The sequence below is a fragment of the Gemmobacter caeruleus genome, assembly GCF_008271655.1.
Classification (GTDB): domain Bacteria; phylum Pseudomonadota; class Alphaproteobacteria; order Rhodobacterales; family Rhodobacteraceae; genus Gemmobacter; species Gemmobacter caeruleus.
Map to the genome: position 1 here is coordinate 459,107 of NZ_VKKX01000022.1, position 18,246 is coordinate 477,352.

Genomic DNA, 18,246 nt, shown 5'->3' on the forward strand with positions numbered 1-18,246 from the left:
CTCCGGACCTCCCCGCAGGATATTTATGAACAGATGAAAGGGTCAGCGGCGGATCTGCGTGACGGTATCGACCGGCACCGGCTGCCAGGGGCCTTCGGTGCCGTCGGGCCAGATCACCCTTGCCTCGGCCTGGTTGGCGGCACCAAGGCCGAAATGCAGGGGCGCGAAGGTGCCGCCGGCATGGCCGCCCCCCACCGTCACCTCTTGCCGCTGCACGCGGCCGGCGGCGCGCAGTTCGACCCAGCCATTGATCGCGTTGCGGTTCGGCGCGCCCTCTTGCAGCGGGTCGATCGCCACCCAATGCCCACCCGGTCCGGCATTGCGCCAGATCTCGGCCGGGCCGTTGCGATTGACCACCACGAGATCAAGCCGGCCATCGGCGTTCAGATCGACCACCGCCGCGCCGCGCGCCTGTAGCCCCGAGGCCACGCCGGCGCGGTCGCCCGCTTCGGTGAAGGTGCCATCCGCGCCTTGCAGCAGCAGGTTGTTGGGATCCTGTTCGGCGAAATCCGGCATTTCCCAGACATTGCCCTTGGCCACGAACAGATCGGTGAATCCGTCATTGTTCACATCGGCAAAGGCCGGATGCCAGGCGGTCGAGGGGCGGGGATCGCCCCCGGTATAGGGCCGATGCGCCGTCACGCCCCGCGCCCAGGCGGTATCGTCATATTGCGGCAGCGCCCCCGGCCCCGGCGCCTTGAGGTGCTGGAGCTTGTTATCGGCCATGGAGGTCAGGAAATATTCCGGGTAGCGGTCGCCATCGAGATCGGCCCCGGCAATGCCCATGCCCCAGATGCGCAAGCGCTGCCAGCCCTCGGCCTCGGAATAGAGGCGCGGCGGGGTGGCGGGGGCGACATGCCAGAGCTGTTCCTGCCCGCCCTTGTAATATTCCCGGTCGTTCGACACCCGCAGCGCCGGCTGGCCCGAGCGGTTCCAGTCGGTGAACAGCATGGAAAGCGCGCAATAGCTGGGGGTCAGCGGGATTGGGGCGGCAAAGCGGCGCCCATCGGGGCGCAAGAGCCAGTTCTCGGTGCAGGAGCCCCAGGGAAAGGCCTCTTCCGCGCGGTTGATGTAATTGCCGAAGGCAAGCGTCGGCCAGGGGGCACCGGCCTCCCACGTGGCGGCGAAGGCGGTGGTCCAGGCGTCGCCGCCCTGGAGGCCCCAGGCCTCGTTCGCGCGTTCAAAGCGGCAATTGCCGAGGCCGCGCAGCACGACATTTTCGCCCACGCGCAGCAGGACCAGATCGGTCACAGCGTCGGCGTCGATATCGAGCGCATAGGCGCCCGCGACATCGGTCATTTCCACCCCGGCCGGGATGGGCGTAAAACGCAGCGCGCCTTCGGTGCTGTCATTGCGGAACAGCGCCGCCGGGGCGGTGCCGCCGGCCATCACCAGTTCGGGCTTGCCATCGCCCGAACAATCAAAGGCCGCGACGCCGCCGCCGACCATGAAGGTCCATTCGCCGCTGAAGCGATGCGCCACCGCGGCGGGTTCGGCCCGGAATTGCGGCACCGCCGGTTCCTGGGCCAGGACGGGCGTCGCCACCAGCAGGAGGGGCAGCCATTTCATAGCGTCTTCAACCGCAGCGCATGTTGGGCCACGCAGGCGCCCTGATCGAGGCCGCGTTCGATGGCGGCGCGGTAATGGATGCCGCCATAGAGCCGGGAAATCGCCGCCTCTTGCGCCGCCGCGCGGAACGAGGCGAAGTGGCGCACCGGCAGGCCGTCATCGGCATGGGTGGCATCGTCAAAGGTGAAACCGTCACCGAAGATCGCGGTCAGCACCTCGGCGGAGGCGCCCGACATGGTGGAATGGCCCGACGGATATTCCGGGAAGGGCGGCGTGATCAGCAGGGTCTGCCATTTCGGGTCGATCAGGCGGCGGATATAGGTCACCGGGCGGATCAGGTTATATTCGTATTTCGACTGCCAGCAGGCGATGAAAGCATCGTTCTGCGCCATGCCCAGCCGCGCCAGCGCATCGGCCAGCCGTTCGGCCGGCAGGGCATCGCGCGCGGCGATCTCGATCAGGATGGAGATCCAGTGCCCCGGCGGCGTGGGCGAGAGCATCGGGTCGTCAGACCAGAAGCGGGCGATGATCTTCTGTTCATCGGTCAGGGTCTTCGAGGTCTCGTAAACCTCCATCGCCTCGGCGTGAAAGGCCGATCCCGGGGTTTCGTCATAGGGGGGCGGCGGGGTCAGGGTGCAGGCCATGCCATCGGCCATCGCCATGGGGCGGACATGGCCCCATTCGGGCAGAAGCGGGGCCTGTTGCAGCCGGATATCCGAGGTGGGCACCCAGGCGCCGGGCAGGTTCGAGGGCTCATAGCCGTCAGGAAAGCCCAGGTTCTGCACATCGGCGCCGCCATCGCCCTCGGCCCAGGCCAGCACATGCGCCGCGATTTCGCCGCCCTTGGCCAGATCGGCGGCGCGCCCGCCCACCAGCGCATCGAGGCGTTTCTGCATCGCGTTCATGGCACGCTGCCCGGTCGGGCCGGTATTGCCGAACAGCGCCCGCACGCCCGCCGTCAGCGCGCCCTGCATCACCACCGCCGGATCGCGCGCCATGCGGTCGTTCGGGCGCGGCGGCAGGCCGTTCACCTGGCCTGCCAGCGAGGGATAGCCGCGCGCGGCGGCCTGCGCCTCCCAGGCGATCACGCCCAGATAGCCAAAGGCGCGCGCGGCCACCGGGGGCGAATAGGTGGCGGTATGGCGCACCAGTTCAAGGATAAGGCGATACCAGTCGAGGATCACCTTTTCCGTGCCGCCGGTCGCCGCCGCCCGCGCCGGCAGCGCGGGGGCCGACAGCGCGGCGGCGGCAAGGGTGAGGAAATGCCGGCGCCGCAGGTCCATCAGACGAACCTGTTCCACAGGTTTTCCAGCCGTTCCTGCCGGCCGGATTTCGGCTGCGGCTCCAGCCCCTCGGCGGTCACGCGGGCCGCCGCCTGATCCAGCGTGCCGCGCAGCATGGCCTGCGCCTTGTCGCCGCTCCAGCCTGCGTAGCGGTCGGCGCGGGCACGTTCCAGCCCGCCGTCGGCCAGACAGGCCGCCGCCGACTTGAAGGCGCGCGCGCAGGTATCCATGCCGCCGACATGCGCGAGGATCAGGTCTTCGGGGTCCAGGCTCTGACGGCGGATCTTGGCGTCGAAATTGGTGCCGCCGGTGGCATAGCCGCCCGCGCGCAGGATTTCATAGAAGGCCAGCGCCTTTTCGGCGTGGTTGTTGGGGAACTGGTCAGTATCCCAGCCCGACTGGTAATCGTTGCGGTTCATGTCGATGGAACCAAAGATGCCAAGCGCGGCGGCCAGCGCGATTTCGTGTTCGAAACTGTGACCGGCCAGAATGGCGTGGCCCTGTTCGATATTCACCTGCACTTCCTTTTCCAGACCGAACTGGACGAGGAAGCCGTAGACCGTGGCCACATCGTAATCATACTGGTGCTTCGACGGCTCTTGCGGTTTCGGCTCGATCAGGATTGCGCCCTTGAAGCCGATCTTGTGCTTGTATTCGACCACCTGTTGCAGGAACCGCCCGGCATGTTCGCGTTCGGCCTTCAGGTCGGTGTTCAAGAGCGTCTCATAGCCCTCGCGCCCGCCCCACAGGACATAGTTCTGCCCGCCCAGCCGATGCGTCGCATCCATGTTCGCCTTCACATTGGCGGCGGCATAGGCATAGACATCCGGGTCGGGGTTGGTGGCGGCGCCCGACATCCAGCGCTTGTGGCTGAACATGTTGGCGGTGCCCCAGAGCAGCCGCGCCTTGTGGCCGGTCTGCTTTTCCCCGAGGTAATCGACGATTTCCTCAAGGTTGCGCAGGCTTTCGGCAAAGGTGGCGCCTTCGGGCCGGGCATCGGCATCGTGGAAGCAATAGAAGGGCGCGCCCAGGATATCGAACATCTCGAAGGCCACATCGGCCTTGAGCTTTGCCAGCGCCATGGTCTCGCCGAACCACGGCCGGTCAAGGGTCTGGCCGCCGAACGGGTCGCCCCCCGGCCAGGCAAAGCTGTGCCAATAGGCGACGGCAAAGCGCAGATGGTCTTCCATCCGCTTGCCCAGGATCACCTCGTCGGGGTTGTAATGCCGGAAGGCGAATTCGTTGTCGCTGTCGGGCCCCTCATAGCGGATCTGCGGGATGCCCTTGAAGAAATCGGTCATGGCCAGTGCCTTGCTTGTGTCGGTCGGGAAAGCAAAGGGGCACCCTGCGGCGCCCCTTAGGATCAATAGGCTTGCGGCGGTTTCTTCCCGAGGATGATCATCCCCAGAATGTCGTCGTCGGTCACCTCGTTCACGTTCACCGTGCCGACGCGCTGGCCGTTCTTCATCACCACGGCGCGGTCGCACAGTTCCATCACGGCATGGATGTCATGCTCGATCAGGAAAATGCCGAGACCCTGCTTCTTCAGCTCCTGGATCAGTTCGGCCACCATCTGCGTCTCATGCGGGCCAAGCGCGGCGGTCGGTTCGTCCATGATCAGGATCTTGGCGTTGAAATAGACCGCCCGCGCGATGGCCACCGATTGCCGTTGCCCGCCCGACAGGGCCGAGACCGGCACGTTGAACTTGCGGAAGTTGGGGTTGAGACGCCCCATGATCTTGCGCGTCTCGGCCTCCATCTCGGCATCGTTCAGAAAGCCGCCCGCCCCCACAAGCTCGCGCCCCAGAAACAGGTTGGAGGCCGCATCCAGATTGTCGGCCAACGCCAGCGTCTGATAGATCGTCTCGATGTTGAAACTGCGGGCATCGCGCGGGTTCTCGATCACCGCCTTTTGCCCGTTGATGAAGATATCGCCACTGTCGGGCCGATAGGCGCCCGAAAGGCATTTGATCAGCGTCGATTTGCCGGCGCCGTTATGGCCCAGAAGGCCCACGACCTCGCCCGGATACAGATCGACCGTCACATGATCGACCGCCTTGATCCCGCCGAACGAGATCGAGATGTCGCGCATTTCGACAAGGGGGGTTCCGTTCTTGTTCATCGGTCCCGCTCCTTATTTCGCGCGCTTGCGGTAGAGGATATCGACATAGACGGCCAGCACCAGCACGATGCCGACGACGATGTTCTGGATGGCGGCGTCAAAGCCGATCAGCACCATCCCGGTCTTGAGGCTCTGCATCACGAAGGCGCCGAGGATCGCGCCGTAGATCGTGCCCACGCCGCCCGCCAGCGAGGTGCCGCCGATCACCGCGGCCGCGATGACATAGAGTTCGTCAAGCTGCCCGAGCGAGATCGTGGCCGAGGTCTGCCGCGCCGAGGCGACGATGGCGGAAAGCCCGGTCAGGAAGCCCATGAGCGCAAAGATCTTGACCGTCATCAGCCGGGTATTGATGCCCGACAATTCGGCCGCATCAGGATTGCCGCCGATGGCATAGACATAGCGGCCAAAGCGGGTGCGCCCCATCATGACGGTCATGGCGATGGCCACGGCCACCATGATCAGCAGCGGGATGGCAAAGCCATGGCTGATGAACAGCCCGCCTTCGGGCACGGTGATGTTGTTGGCGGCGGCATATTGGCTGACGATACCCTTGGGCCAGGGATAGGCGTCCACCACCAGCGTCGCGGCCAGCACCAGACCGCAGCTCAGCCCGGCCAGCGTGTATTCCGCCCAGAGCGGGCGCAGCGGGAAACCATGCGCCTTGCGCGCCTTGCGCCCCGAAACCATCATCCACAGGATCGACGCACAGGCGATGACGCAGAGGATCCAGCTGCCGACCGCGCCCACGGCGCCGAACGGCCCGCCGCCCAGAAGGGCAAAGGTCGCATCGACCGGCGAGATCGTCTCGCCCCGCGCCAGCAGGAAGGCCGCGCCACGCCAGACCAGCAGCCCGCCCAGCGTCACGATAAAGGCGGGAATGCCGCGATAGGCCACCAGCCAGCCGTGAAAGGCGCCGATGGCGGTGCCGACCAGCAAGCCGACCAGACAGGCGATCACCCAGATCAGCGGATTGCCGAGGCCCAGGTAATCCGGCAGGATCCAGACCTGCACGATGCCCATGACCATGGCGGTAAAGCCCAGCACCGAGCCCACCGACAGGTCGATATGGCGGGTGATGATGATCAGCACCATGCCGCAGGCCATGATGCCCACGCTGGCGGTCTGAACCGAAAGGTTCCACAGGTTGCGCGGCGTGAGAAAGGCGCCATTGCCGTTCACGATGGCCCCGTAAAGGTGAAAGCCGATCCAGATGGCGACAAGCGCGCCCACCATGCCCAAGAGGCGAGTGTCGATTTCGGTGGCTTTGAGAAAGCGGGCAACCGGCCCCAGGGTCGGGTCGGCGCTTGATTGCGTGGGGGATGTCTGGGTCATGTCCTCGTCCAGCACTGAAGGGTCAGGGTGCAGACGGGCAGGCAGCGGGGCCAAACCCTGCCTAGCCTTGGTCCGGGATTGAAAAACCCCGGCACGCGCAAGGGCGTGCCGGGGCCTTCGGGATTATTGGCAGGCGGCCACGCCGTCCATCGCGCCTTCGCAGGCCTGCTCTTTCGAGATGTGGCCGGCGTCGATCACGACATTCAGGTTGTCCTTGGTGATCGGCGTGGGCGCGAGGAACATGGCGTTCATTTCCACGCCCTTTTCACCGCCCGACCATTTCTCGGCGCCCTGCACGGCATCCATGGCGGTGCCACCGGCCAGTGCGACGGCGATTTCCGCCGCGGCCTTGCCAAGCTGGCGGCTGTCTTTCCAGACCGACACGGTCTGGGTGCCGCGCGCCACGCGGTTCAGCGCGGCCAGATCGCCGTCCTGCCCGCCGACCGGCACATTCATGCCCTGCGCCTGAAGCGCCGCGATGACGCCGCCGGCCATGCCGTCATTCTCGGCCAGAACCGCATCGACCGCATTGTTGTTGGCGGTCAGGATCTGTTCCATGTTGGCCTGGGCATTTTCGGGCTTCCAGCCTTCGCTGAACGCCTCGCCGACGATCTTGATCTTGCCGGCCTCGACATCGCCGCCGATGACATCCATCATGCCTTCCAGCAGGAAGGCCGCGTTCGGGTCACCGGGGTCGCCCTTGATGATGGCATAATTGCCCTCGGGCTTGGCGCCCTTCACCGTCTCGGCGATGATGCGGCCCACGCCCTTGTTGTCGAAGGTCAGATAGAAGGCGCGGTTGTCCTCGATCAGGCGGTCATAGCCGACGACCGGGATGCCTTCGGCGGCGGCCTTGTCCACGGCCGGGCCGATCGCGTCCTTGTCCATCGCCAGGATGATCAGCGCATCGACGCCCTGGGCGATCAGCGCCTCCACGTCGGTCAGCTGCTTGGCGGCCGAGGCCTGCGCGTCGGCCGAGACATAGCTGGCCCCCGCCGCCTCGAGCGCGGCCTTGATCGCGGCCTCGTCGGTTTTCCAGCGCTCTTCCTGGAAGTTCGACCAGGACACCCCGACCGTCAGACCCTCGGCCAATGCCGCAGACGAAAAACCAGCCGCCGCGACAACGGCGGCGAGGATGAGTTTGTGCATTCTGTCCTCCCAATGATTCGACCGGCATGCCGGCCTGTCCGACCTCCCGAGTCGGCACGCAGACAAATTGCCCGCAATAATTTCAGTTGTCAAAATAAGAATCGTGCGCGAAGGTGCATTCAGGCTCAATAAAGCGAAAATATAGGTGCACTCGCAGCAATGCAGTTGCAGAAATCGCCGAAAGAGCCGGTTTTTTGTTAGGAGGCCAAATAAATGCAGCCCGCACAGACCGGCCCCGGCGAAACCGATTCGCGCAAGGGCGTCGGCCCGCTGATTCCCCCCCCCCTCTCCGAGGCGCAGCGCCCGTTGCGCCAGCAGGTGTTCGAACGCATCCGCGCCGCCGGCCTGATCCCGCGCGTGCAACTGGCCAAGGAACTGGCCGTCTCGCCCGCCAGCGTGACCACGATCACCGGCGAATTGCTGGAGGCCGGGCTGATCGAGGAGGTCGCCGCCCCGCGCGATGGCGAAACCGCCGGGCGCGGGCGGCCGGCGGTGGCCCTTGGCGTGCGGGCCGGCGCGCATCGCATCGCGGGGATGAAGCTGTCGGACCGCGAACATACCGCCGTCATCGTGGATTTCGCCGGCAACCTGATCGCCGATGACGTGATCCCGCGCCGCCCCGGCCCAATGACCATCGACGAGATGCTGGCGGCGGTGGAAGACCTGCTCGACCGGGTCTGCCGCAAGGGCGGCGTGGCGCGGGGCGATCTGTCGGCCATCGGCATGGGCGTGCCCGGCTTTGTCGATATGGCCGAGGGGCGGGTCATGTGGTCATCGGTCCTGCGTGACCGGCAGGTGCCGCTGGCCGAGATCGTGACCGCCCGGCTGGGCGTTCCGGTCAGCGTGGACAACGACGCCAATCTGGTGGCGCTTGCGGAACTGTGGTTCGGCGCCGGTCGCGGGCTGAGCGATTTTGCCGTGGTCACCATCGAACATGGCGTGGGCATGGGGGTGGTGATGAACCACCGCATCTATCGCGGCGCCCGTCGGCTGGGGATGGAGCTGGGCCATACCAAGGTGCAGCTGGACGGCGCCCTGTGCCGCTGCGGCCAGCGCGGCTGCCTAGAGGCCTATATCGCCGACTATGCGCTCGCGCGCGAGGCCTCGACCGCGCTGAACTGGGGCCATCGCGAGGGCCAGCCGATCAATGTGCTGCTGGAAAGCCTGTATGATCATGCCAAGGCTGGCGATGCCATCGCGCGATCCATCTTTCGCCGCGCCGGGCGTTATCTGGCGGTCGGCCTGGCGAATGTGGTCAACCTGTTCGACCCGGAGCTGATCATCCTGTCGGGTGAACGCATGCGCTATGACTATCTCTATGCCTCAGAGACACTGGCCGAGATGGACAGCCTGGTCATCAGCACCGGCCGCCCGCGCCTGCCGATCGAGATCCATGCCTGGGGCGACCTGCTCTGGGCGCATGGCGCGGCGGCGCTGGCGTTATCAGCAGTGACCGAGGGCATTCTGGCGCCGCAACTGCGCGAGATCGCGGCGCAATAGGTCAGCGCGTCTCGGCCAGTTGCACCAGCGTCGTCAGGGCGGCATTGAGCGGCGCCGAAAGGCCAAGCGCCGCCGCCTGCCGCGCAATCTCGCCGTTCAGAAAGGCGATCTCGCTGCGGCGGCCGCGCGCCAGATCCTGCGCGGTGGACGAGGTCTGCTCCGGCATGGTGCGGGCGATGCGCAAGACCTGATCCCAGATATCGGCGGGCAAGGCGATGCCGCGTGCCTCGGCCACGCTGCGGCATTCGGCCACCAGCCCCTGCATCAGCGCGGTGCCGCCCTCGGCCGCCAGGATGCGGCCATAGGGTTGCTGGGTCACCGCCGAAATGGCGTTGAGCGCGCAGTTGATCACCAGCTTGGCCCAAAGCGCGGCCTCGGCCCCGGCAGACACCTCGGTCGGGATCGCGGCGGCGCGCAGACGGGCGGCGGCGGCCTCGGCCCCCGCACCGGCGCCGATCACCAATTCGCCCCGGCCGCGATGCAGCACCCGCGCGGGGCCGGTCATCGTCACCGCGACATAGACCACGGCGGGCAGCACCGCGCGGCCGATCGCCGCCGCCAGCCGGTCGGCATTGCCCACGCCGTTCTGAAGGCTCAGCACCGTGGCGCCGGGCGCCAGATGCGGCGCGATGGCGGCGCCGGCGGTTTCGGTATCGGGCGATTTCACGCAAAACAGCACCAGATCGGCCCCTGCGACGGCGGCGGGATCGGCGCTGACCGCCGGCGCCGTGCGCAAGAGCGCGCCGCCCTTTTCCAGCACAAGCCCGCCCGCGCCTGCGCCCTCTACCAGGGCGGGGCGGCCGATCAGCACCACATCTTCGCCCGCAAGCGCCAGCATCGCGCCGTAATAGCACCCGACGGCCCCCGCCCCCATCACCGCGATCCGCCCTGCCATGCCAGAAATCCCCTGCGCCCTGCATTCCCATGGGAACCCGCGCGCAAGCCGCGCGTTGCCCCCTCGCAACCTTATCCCACAGCGCCAAGGAGAGCCGCAATGCCCCTCGCCATCCGCACCACCCTGATCGCCCTGCCCTGCGTATCCCTGCTGGCCGCCTGCCAGACCGCCGGCAATCCGCAGGTCGGCAACGCGACCGCCACCGGCGCGCTGGCCGGTGCCGCCCTGGGCGCCGCCGTGGCCGATGATGGCGACCGGCTGGAAGGCGCCGCCATCGGCGCGGCCGTCGGCGCGCTTACCGGCAATGTCATCGGGCGCACCAGCAGCGGCCAGTGTATCTATCGCGCCGCCGACGGGAGCCAGTTCGTCGCCGCCTGCTGAGGCGGAACCAAAGGCCGCGTCGCGGGTTGATCCCGTGACAGAGGCGCATCCTGTCCCGCGCCCCTGCCCTCGTTTCCCTGACTGTCCCCGACTTGCCCCGCCCGATCCCTCGTGGCGGGGCTTTTTTCGCGCAGCGCCCTGCCCGGCAGGCATATATGCCCCCCGTGCGAGGACCGTTGCGGAAGATCCGGCACCGGCTATATTCACCACCGGATCCCGCCTGCCGGAGTAGCCATCCGATGCTCTATCGCATCAGCCGAGTCACCCTGCGCCGCTACAGCCCGGCCAGTGCCGCCGCCATTACCCTCGCGGGCGTTGCCATCGCGCTGCTGTTGCGGTTTGTCGTCGATGACTGGTTGCCGCCGGGCTTTCCCTATCTGACCTTCTTTCCGGCCGTCATCCTGACCGGGTTCTTTCTGGGCAATCGCGCGGGTATCGCGTCGGCGCTGCTTTGCGGGCTTTGCGCCTGGTATTTCTTCATCGCGCCCGCGAATTCGTTTGCGCTGTCGGGCGGCGCGGTTGTGGCGCTAGGCTTCTATGTGCTGGTCGTCGGCACCGATCTGGCGCTGATCGAACTGATGCGCCGCGCCCTGCGGCAAATGAGCGGCGAACATGCCCGCGCCACGCAACTGGCCCGCACCAATGCGCTGATGTTCCATGAATTGCAGCATCGGGTGTCGAACAACCTTCAGGTCATCGCCTCATTGCTCAAGATGCAGCGGCGCAATCTGGCCGATCCGGCGGCGCAGGCGGCGCTCGACATGGCCTCGGCCCGGCTCGACATGGTCAGCCGCGTGCAACGCCGTCTGCATGACCCGAACCGGCAAGAGATCGACCTTTCCGCCCTGCTGGAGGAAATGGCCCCCGAGATCCTGGAGATGTCGGGCAGCGCGCAGGATGTGGCGCTGCGACTGGACACGCGGCCGGTGCGGGTCAGCTCCGATCAGTCGGTGCCGCTGGCGCTGATCTGCGCCGAGCTGATCGCGAACGCGCTGGAACATGGCCGCGATGGTGCGGGGCGCCTGGATCTGGAGCTGCGCTGCACCCCCGCGGGGGAGGGCCGCGCGCTGCTGGAGGTGGCGGATGGCGGGCCGGGCCTGCCCGAGGGGTTCGACCTGGATCAGGCGCGCAGCCTGGGCCTGCGCATCGCGCGGCAATTCGCGCAGCAACTGGGGGCCAGCCTGACCATGACCGACCGTCCCACCCCCGGCGGCACGCGCGCCAGCCTGAGCTTTCCCGTCGCCTCCTGACCCGGCGCCGCGCGGGGGGTGGAACCCGCGCGCGCCATGCGCGTTGCCCCCGACTGCATCCATCGCCAGACCGGAGGGAACGGGACAGATGCCACAGCACCCGCTGACTGCCACGCATTGCCGGATTCTGCTGCACGGGCTGGAGGATCCGGCGCTGCTGCGCGCGATCCTGTCAGGGACGGATACCGGCGCCGGGCTGGAATTCGTGCAAAGCCGCGCGACCGACCGCGCCGGGCTGGCGCGGCTTCAGGCGCAGTTGCGCCAGCGCGGGCGGCTGGGGCTGGCCGCGCATTTCATCCCCGCCACGACAGATTGGGAAAGCGGCTTTCTTGCCGCGCTGCGGGTGGCGCGGGCGGTGCTGCCGGTGATGGCGCCGGGCGCCACGCTCCTGTTCGTGCAGCCCGATGACAGCGACCCGATCACCGCCCGGTCGCTGCGGGTCTTTTCCCAGCATGCCGGGGTGGCGCGCGATCTGGGCCGCGTCTCGCTGACGGCCTGTGCCGCCAGCCGCGCCGCGCTGCGCATTGCCGAACTGACGGCGCGGCCCGCCACCTGACCGCGCGCCACCTGACCGCGCCCCCCGCCCCCGGAATGGACAAAGGGCCGCGACGGATCGCGGCCCTTTCATCTGTTCTGCCGCCCCGTTGCCGGGGCGATCACCGCCGGTCAGACCGGCGGTTTGCCCTGCACCGCGCGCGCGATCATGGCGATCAGGAACAGCACGATGAAGATGAAGAACAGGATCTTCGCGATCCCCGCCGCAGTGCCGGCGATGCCGCCAAAGCCCAGAACGGCCGCCACAAGGGCGATGACAAGAAAGGTAACAGCCCAGCCAAGCATGATGATGAACTCCTCTATCCGGCGTCTGCCGACGTTTCATGAAAAGACAACGCCGCGGGGCGGTGCCGGTTCCCTGAAATTGCATCGCAGGGCAGCGGGAACCGGGGGCGCCCGCCGGGCGTTGTGCCACCGAACTTGCCGCCCGCCCCTGCCGTCCTTGACCGCATCGGGGCCTGCCGGCAACCCGCCCTGACCCGATCAGCGCGGCCCCCAGCCATAGGAGATCTCAGATGAAATTCCTTCATCCCGACCTGCGCCATCAAATGCACAGCCTGACCGAGGGCCTGCCCCGTGCCGCCAGCCAGGGCTCTGCCCTTTTGGCCCAGGCGGGGACGGTGGCGCGGCAGCGCCCGGGGGCGGTCGCTGCGCTGGCGGGGCTGGCCATCGGCCTGCCGCTTTTGCTGCGCGGGCTGCACCGGCTGTCGCGTCAGGCCGAGGCGCATCGCCGGCGCAACGAGATCGTGTCGCAAGCCGAAATCATGCGCGAACGCTGGGAGGACGAGGGCGGCGCGATCCGTGCCGCACCGGGCAGCACCGACGGCCAGACCGGCGCGATGCGCAGGTCCGAGGGCTGAGCGCCGCCGCCCTTTCCCCTGTTCCTTTCCGTTACCTTGACCTGTTGTTACCGCCATGCCTGTCCAACGCGCCCTGATCCAGCTCTTGCAAGAGATTGATGCCTCGCTCGACCTGATGGAGGCCGTGGACGCACGCGCGATGGGGCCGCTCTGGCCCGGCTTGCTGGCGCGGCGCAGGCGGGCGGCGATCCTGCTGCGTCACCGGATCACCCGCGCCCGCCCGCGTCCGCCGGCGGCGCGCGGGCCGGGCGACGGGCCGATCACCGCGACGCGCCTTGTGGCGCAGGAAAGCCGGCTGCTCGCGCTGTTCGATGCCGCCGCCCGGCTGCCCGACCTTTCCGACGATCTGCGCCAGGTGCTGCGCGGTCTGCGCAACGAGGTGGAGCAGGCGCGGCAGGTGCTGGCGCATATGCCCTCCTGAAACGCCCGCCTCGCCCAACAACCCAACATGAAAAACCCGCCCCCTTGGTCAGGGGGCGGGTTCATCATTTGCAGGGCCGGAGGTCAGAGGCTGTCGATCCAGCTGTCCACCTCACGCTCGGCCTCTTCCTTGGCGCGGCCATAGCGGCTTTGCACCAGACCGACCAGCTGTTCGCGGCGGCCCTCGATCTTGTCCAGCTCATCGCCGGTCAGATCGCCCCATTTTTCCTGGGCCTTGCCTTTGATCTGTTTCCAGACGCCCTGAATCTGATCGCTGTTCATGCTGCATCTCCTTTCTGTTTCGGTGTCACTGAAACAACGCGCGAAACTGCCAAAGGTTGCATGCGGGGGTCGGAAAAGCCGGGGGTCAGGTGGTGATCCGCTCCTCGGCATCTGACAGCGCGGTCGGGGTGAAACGGAAGGCGAGCCGGTATTCGCCGCCTTCCTGGCTACGCTCGACCGAGGTCGCAAGCTGCGCGGCAAAGGCACGCACCAGCGCATCGCCCAGACCCGCGCCTTCGGCCTCGCTGTCCAGCGCGGGGTTCACCGGGGCGGGCTGATCCGCCATGCTGTTGCGGATCACGATCTCGGCCCGGCCATCCTCGGTGCGGTGCAGGGACAGATGCAGGCGCGGCCGTTCGCCCGGGGGCGCCGAGGCATATTTCAGCGCGTTGGTCAGCGCCTCGGTCACCAGAAGCGACAGCGGCACCGCCTGATCGGGTGTCAGGTGAATATCCTCAAGATCGGTCTCCACCGCAAAGGGCGCCCCGGGGCGGCTGCCCATCTTGAGGATCTGATTGACGATATTGTGCAGCAATTCATCGACCCGCACATCGCTGCCGCCAGTGGTCTGATACAGTTCGCGGTGAATGGTGGCGAGGCTCATCACCCGGTCCTGAAGGCTTTTCAGCAGGCCCTTCGTTTCGGGGCTGCGGGCCTTGCGGATCTGCATGTTGATGATCGAGGCGATAAGCTGAAGGTTGTTCTTGACCCGGTGATGCACCTCGCGCAGCAGCACCTCTTTCTGGTGGATGGTATCCTCCAGCTCGGCCTCGTCATGGACCACGGCCTCCATCAGCTGTTCAAAGGCACCGCCCAGCGATTTCAGCTCGTGCGGCGCGCCCCGCAGCGGCACCTCGGGGGCGCGGCGATTGCCGCCGGCAAAGCTGGTGATCGCGCCGCGCAGCTGGCGGATATGGCGCAGCACCTGATGCTCGGCGGCCAGTTGCGCCACCAGCAGGCTGGCCAGCCACATCAGCGCGGGAAAGGCGATGATGGGGAAGGTGCGTTCAAACAGCCGCGCATCGGTATCGGTCATGGGCCAGTCGCCCAGAACGTAAAGCCCGGTCGAAAGCATGGGCATGACGGCAAAGATGCGTTCCTCTCCGCGGACCGAAAGCGCGGTGAAACTGCCGGGGTTTTCGCCCAGCGTGGTCACCAGATCCGGCAGCGCAGGCAGGCGCAGTTCGGCATCCTCCAGCCCCTGACTGGCCGAAAGGATCTGCCCCTTGCGATCCAGCGTCATGAGCGAGACATCCGGCCCGCCCCCCGGGCCCAGCCCGGCGGCGGCACCGCGATCAGCCAGCGCACGATGCGGCAGCGACAGCGACAACAGCCCGACGACCCGGCCAGTCTCATCGCGCACGGGTTCGGAAAAGATCAGGACGCTGGTGCGCGACACGGGGCCATGCGGGTTGACCCGCACCGAGGAAATCCCGGCATCCATCACCGCCAGCAGATCGCGCCGGTCGGTCAGATCGAGCGGACCGCCCGGTGAACACTCCATCCGCAGGGATCGCGGGATATAGCCGACAAAGCTGTAATCGCTGCTGCCGGGCACCGCCATGAAACGGCGCAGCAGCGCCGAACAGGCGGCGGGGTCATCCCGCAGTGGCGTCACCGCCGTTGCGAGCGCCGCCACAGCGCCCTCGGCGCGGGTGATCTGGTCGATCAGCGGCAGCGCTGCCTGCATCGTGGCCCCCAGCACAGCCGCCTCGGCCCGGGCCGAGGCCTCTTGCTGATATTGCCGGATCTGCACGAAGCTGAGCAGCGCCAGCGGCATCAGCACGATGCCGAAGGTGACCATCAGCCGGAATGCCAGCCGCGAAAAGGGCCAGACCCGCCTGCGCGTCGCCTTGGGGGATGCCGTCATGACCGCCTCGTCCTGCCCTTGCGCCGGCCCCGCGATCCGGGGCCGCCTTGCCTCATGCCGCCTGAACGCCCGAACGGGTCATCACCGCCATCGTCGCCGCCGTCTGCGCATCCAGAAGGCCCTCGCCCTCCTCCAGATGCAGAAGCTGCGCCAGACGCGCACGGGCGCGGTTGGTGCGGCTTTTCACCGTGCCGACGGCAACGCCCATCATCTCGGACACCTGTTCACAGGAATAGCCGTTGGCGCCGACCAGCATCAGCACCTCGCGATGTTCGGGGGAAAGCTGATCGAAGGCGCGGATGAAATCGGTCATCGCCAGCCGCCCGTCGTGATGGGGCTTGTCGAACAGCGTCTGGGCATGCAGACCGTCGGGGTCTGCCACCTCGCGGCGCTTCTTGCGGCGGTCGGAATAAAAGGTGTTGCGCAGGATGGTGAACAGCCAGGCCCGCAGATCGGTGCCGGCTTGAAAGCGATCGAAGTTGGACCAGGCCTTGACGATGGTTTCCTGCACCAGATCATCGGCCTCGGTCGCGTTGCGCGTGAGCGAGATGCCAAAGGCACGCAGCGCCGGCAGATGCTCGGGCAGTTCGTCGCGCGGATCGCGGGGGGCGGTCATTTCTGCGCTTCCTTGTCCTGGTTCGCGCGTTCCTTCGCGCGAAGCTGCGCGAGCAGATCCGTAAAGCGGTCAGGCACGTCTTGATGCAGGGATTCCTCGAAGACGCGCTTGAGGTTCTCATCAATCTGTTGCTGGAGACTGGACTTCGCAGAGGTTCTGGTCATTTCATCATCGCTTTGTGTGTGGCGCCACAACTTTATCTGGAACCAAACACCGGAACCTGCGTTTGGTTCCCGAGAAACTTGTGAAAATGTCGAACGGGGAGACATTCATGCCTGCGGAGTTCACGTCTGCGATCGCGGCCAGCCTGCCGTTTCTGCGGCGCTATGCGCGCGCGCTGACCGGCAGCCAGTCGAGCGGCGACCGTTTTGCCGCCGCCACGCTGGAGGCCTTGCTGGAAGACATGGAGATGGTGCGGGGCGCGGCATCGCCCAAGGTCGCGCTGTTCCGCGCCTTTCATCTGGTCTGGTCAAGTGCCGGTGCCCCGGTGGGCGAGGCCGAGGAAGGTCTGGCCGCCCGCGCCGAACGCCACATGGCGCGGCTTGTCACCCCCAATTCGCGCGAAGCGCTGCTGCTGTCGGTGATCGAGGAATTCCGCGATGCCGAGATCGCGGAGATCCTCGGCGTCGGCACAGATGAGGCCGCCGATCTGGTCGAGATCGCCATGCGCGAGATGGAACAGTCGGTCGCCGGTCGCGTCATGATCATCGAGGATGAGGCGATCATCGCGATGGATATCCAGGACATCGTGACCGAGATCGGCCATCAGGTGACCGGCATCGCCCGCACCCGCGACGAGGCGGTCGCGCTGGCGGCCCGCATTCGCCCCGACCTGATCCTGGCGGATATCCAGCTGGCCGACAATTCCTCGGGGATCGACGCCGTGAACGAGATCCTCGGCCAGTTCGACGCGCTGCCGGTGATCTTCATTACCGCCTTCCCCGAACGGCTGCTGACGGGCGAACGGCCCGAACCGGCCTTCCTGATCACCAAGCCGTTTTCCGAGGAACAGCTGCGCTCCGCGGTCAGTCAGGCGATGTTCTTTGCCTCGACCGAGACGCTGGCGGCCTGAACCGGCGCCAGACCAGACTGGAAAAGGCGGGGGCGCACACCCCCGCCTTTTTCTTTGCCGGCAGCATATTTCCGGGAACCCCTGCCCGGCCCGCGCGTTGACCCGATGAAGAAAAGGATTTCCTTTTCACAATCTTTTCAGGAGGTTACCATGAAAACCCTGCGCCTTCTCGCCCTGTCTGCGGCGCTGGCCGCCCCGCTGGCCCCCATGGCCCATGCCGAGATGACCCCGGTCGAAAGCGTCAAGGTCGAGGCCGATCTGACCGCCGTGCAGAACGAACGCGCGGCGACCTATTGGGCCGGTATCGCCGAAGACCTGCAAGCCGCGATCCTGGCCCGCGTGCAGGACCGCATCGCCGACAAGGGGTCGCGCATCTCGGTCGATATCAACGAGGTCGCGCTGGCCAACAGCTTTGAAACCAAGACCGGCCTCGCGGATTCGGTGCTGGTGGGCAATGTGAACATCTCCAGCGACGACAATACCAAGTTCGACAGCTACGAACTTGCCGTCTCGGTGGAGCTGGCGAACAAATACCTGCCGCCGGGCACCGTCGCGCTGACCAGCATGTCGGATTCGCCCGAGCATTATCAGGCCATGATCCATGCCTTCGCCGAAAACGTGGTGGAGCGCCTGAAATAACCAGTCGCCTTCGGGTTCTGTTGGCGCGGCGTGTCCTTCGGGGCACGCCGTTGCTTTTCCGCCGCCGCGCAACGCGCTACAAGGCCGCAACAGCGCGACGGAGGCGGATGTGAGCGAACTGGTGGTGAAGGCGGCCTATGCCAGCGTGACCGAGGTCGAGGGCGAGGGCTTTGTCGGCTTTGTCGATGCGCGCGAGGAAAATTATGCCCTGTTCCGGCAGCCGCTGGCCGGTGGCCCGGTCTGGTTCGAGGTGAATGACGAGGATTTCGGCGCCGAAGACGCCATCGCCGCGCTGGCGCTGGCAGAGGGCAGCCTGACCGTCACCCTGCGCCCCGAGCGTATCGGCCGCTTTGGCTATGCCAGCCGCGTGGCGATCCGCCTGAAATCCTGCGATGGGGCCGAACCCGCCCTGGCACGGCTGCGCGCCATGGGCTTGCTCGCGCCCTGATCC

21 protein-coding genes are annotated in these 18,246 nt (G+C 66.8%); 9 read left to right on the forward strand and 12 right to left on the reverse strand.

The genetic code is table 11. The features are described 5' to 3' along the window. Positions 1-42: 42 nt before the first annotated feature. The 6 genes from FOA17_RS09205 to FOA17_RS09230 all read right to left on the reverse strand — a co-directional run bounded on the left by FOA17_RS09205 (position 43) and on the right by FOA17_RS09230 (position 7,455). Complete coding sequence (locus tag FOA17_RS09205) at positions 43-1,569, reverse strand: CRTAC1 family protein (RefSeq protein ID WP_149141172.1); 1,527 nt, start codon at positions 1,567-1,569, stop codon at positions 43-45. Beyond that, entirely contained in the window at positions 1,566-2,852 is a 1,287-nt protein-coding gene (locus FOA17_RS09210; protein ID WP_149141173.1) for a vanadium-dependent haloperoxidase, read from the reverse strand. Before FOA17_RS09210 ends, FOA17_RS09205 begins: the two co-directional genes overlap by 4 nt. Further along, positions 2,852-4,153 carry a xylose isomerase gene (gene xylA, locus FOA17_RS09215; protein ID WP_149141174.1) on the reverse strand — a complete coding sequence of 434 codons (1,302 nt, stop codon included), beginning with the start codon at positions 4,151-4,153 and terminating at the stop codon, positions 2,852-2,854. Before xylA ends, FOA17_RS09210 begins: the two co-directional genes overlap by 1 nt. Positions 4,154-4,215: 62 nt before the next feature. Further along, positions 4,216-4,974 (reverse strand): ATP-binding cassette domain-containing protein, encoded by a 759-nt coding sequence (locus FOA17_RS09220; protein ID WP_149141175.1) that lies wholly within the window; start codon positions 4,972-4,974, stop codon positions 4,216-4,218. 12 nt (positions 4,975-4,986) lie between these two features. Next, positions 4,987-6,306 carry a sugar ABC transporter permease gene (locus FOA17_RS09225; protein WP_149141176.1) on the reverse strand — a complete coding sequence of 440 codons (1,320 nt, stop codon included), beginning with the start codon at positions 6,304-6,306 and terminating at the stop codon, positions 4,987-4,989. Positions 6,307-6,429: 123 nt separating this feature from the next. Next, entirely contained in the window at positions 6,430-7,455 is a 1,026-nt protein-coding gene (locus FOA17_RS09230) for a substrate-binding domain-containing protein (protein ID WP_149141177.1), read from the reverse strand. A gap of 213 nt (positions 7,456-7,668) precedes the next feature. On the opposite strand from FOA17_RS09230, the gene FOA17_RS09235 reads away from it, so the two are divergent. Next, positions 7,669-8,955 carry an ROK family transcriptional regulator gene (locus FOA17_RS09235; protein ID WP_149141178.1) on the forward strand — a complete coding sequence of 429 codons (1,287 nt, stop codon included), beginning with the start codon at positions 7,669-7,671 and terminating at the stop codon, positions 8,953-8,955. Position 8,956: 1 nt separating this feature from the next. On the opposite strand, the gene FOA17_RS09240 is transcribed toward FOA17_RS09235, so the two are convergent. Next, positions 8,957-9,850 (reverse strand): ketopantoate reductase family protein, encoded by an 894-nt coding sequence (locus FOA17_RS09240; protein ID WP_238991772.1) that lies wholly within the window; start codon positions 9,848-9,850, stop codon positions 8,957-8,959. A gap of 99 nt (positions 9,851-9,949) precedes the next feature. Here FOA17_RS09240 and FOA17_RS09245 point away from each other — a divergent pair, with 99 nt between their 5' ends. From FOA17_RS09245 to FOA17_RS09255, 3 genes are all read left to right on the forward strand, one after another. Continuing rightward, entirely contained in the window at positions 9,950-10,231 is a 282-nt protein-coding gene (locus FOA17_RS09245; protein WP_238991773.1) for a glycine zipper domain-containing protein, read from the forward strand. Positions 10,232-10,470: 239 nt separating this feature from the next. Further along, complete coding sequence (locus FOA17_RS09250; protein ID WP_162528211.1) at positions 10,471-11,481, forward strand: sensor histidine kinase; 1,011 nt, start codon at positions 10,471-10,473, stop codon at positions 11,479-11,481. 88 nt (positions 11,482-11,569) lie between these two features. Next, a complete protein-coding gene (locus FOA17_RS09255) occupies positions 11,570-12,037 on the forward strand; it encodes a hypothetical protein (protein ID WP_149141180.1) in 468 nt (155 codons plus the stop codon). Between the two features lie 110 nt (positions 12,038-12,147). Here the strand turns inward: FOA17_RS09255 and FOA17_RS09260 are convergent, their stop codons facing one another. Then, entirely contained in the window at positions 12,148-12,321 is a 174-nt protein-coding gene (locus FOA17_RS09260; RefSeq protein ID WP_149141181.1) for a DUF1328 domain-containing protein, read from the reverse strand. Positions 12,322-12,551: 230 nt separating this feature from the next. On the opposite strand from FOA17_RS09260, the gene FOA17_RS09265 reads away from it, so the two are divergent. Both FOA17_RS09265 and FOA17_RS09270 read left to right on the forward strand, forming a co-directional pair. Then, complete coding sequence (locus tag FOA17_RS09265; protein ID WP_149141182.1) at positions 12,552-12,896, forward strand: hypothetical protein; 345 nt, start codon at positions 12,552-12,554, stop codon at positions 12,894-12,896. Positions 12,897-12,951: 55 nt separating this feature from the next. Continuing rightward, the gene (locus FOA17_RS09270; RefSeq protein WP_149141183.1) at positions 12,952-13,317 is read left to right on the forward strand and encodes a hypothetical protein; all 366 of its coding nucleotides are present in this window, start codon (positions 12,952-12,954) and stop codon (positions 13,315-13,317) included. Between the two features lie 83 nt (positions 13,318-13,400). On the opposite strand, the gene FOA17_RS09275 is transcribed toward FOA17_RS09270, so the two are convergent. From FOA17_RS09275 to FOA17_RS19730, 4 genes are all read right to left on the reverse strand, one after another. Continuing rightward, positions 13,401-13,598, reverse strand: coding sequence for a CsbD family protein (locus FOA17_RS09275; RefSeq protein WP_149141184.1), 198 nt, complete (start codon positions 13,596-13,598; stop codon positions 13,401-13,403). Between the two features lie 85 nt (positions 13,599-13,683). Continuing rightward, positions 13,684-15,468 (reverse strand): sensor histidine kinase, encoded by a 1,785-nt coding sequence (locus tag FOA17_RS09280; protein WP_149141185.1) that lies wholly within the window; start codon positions 15,466-15,468, stop codon positions 13,684-13,686. 52 nt (positions 15,469-15,520) lie between these two features. Next, entirely contained in the window at positions 15,521-16,084 is a 564-nt protein-coding gene (locus FOA17_RS09285; RefSeq protein ID WP_149141186.1) for an RNA polymerase sigma factor, read from the reverse strand. Beyond that, positions 16,081-16,248, reverse strand: a complete 168-nt coding sequence (locus FOA17_RS19730) for a NepR family anti-sigma factor (protein ID WP_162528212.1) — start codon at positions 16,246-16,248, stop codon at positions 16,081-16,083. Before FOA17_RS19730 ends, FOA17_RS09285 begins: the two co-directional genes overlap by 4 nt. A 107-nt stretch (positions 16,249-16,355) precedes the next feature. On the opposite strand from FOA17_RS19730, the gene FOA17_RS09290 reads away from it, so the two are divergent. From FOA17_RS09290 to FOA17_RS09300, 3 genes are all read left to right on the forward strand, one after another. After that, positions 16,356-17,156: a response regulator gene (locus FOA17_RS09290; RefSeq protein WP_149141187.1), complete on the forward strand. Its 801-nt coding sequence runs from the start codon at positions 16,356-16,358 to the stop codon at positions 17,154-17,156. Positions 17,157-17,306: 150 nt separating this feature from the next. Further along, positions 17,307-17,795 carry a hypothetical protein gene (locus FOA17_RS09295; protein WP_149141188.1) on the forward strand — a complete coding sequence of 163 codons (489 nt, stop codon included), beginning with the start codon at positions 17,307-17,309 and terminating at the stop codon, positions 17,793-17,795. A gap of 109 nt (positions 17,796-17,904) precedes the next feature. After that, positions 17,905-18,243: a hypothetical protein gene (locus FOA17_RS09300; protein WP_149141189.1), complete on the forward strand. Its 339-nt coding sequence runs from the start codon at positions 17,905-17,907 to the stop codon at positions 18,241-18,243. Positions 18,244-18,246 lie beyond the last annotated feature (3 nt).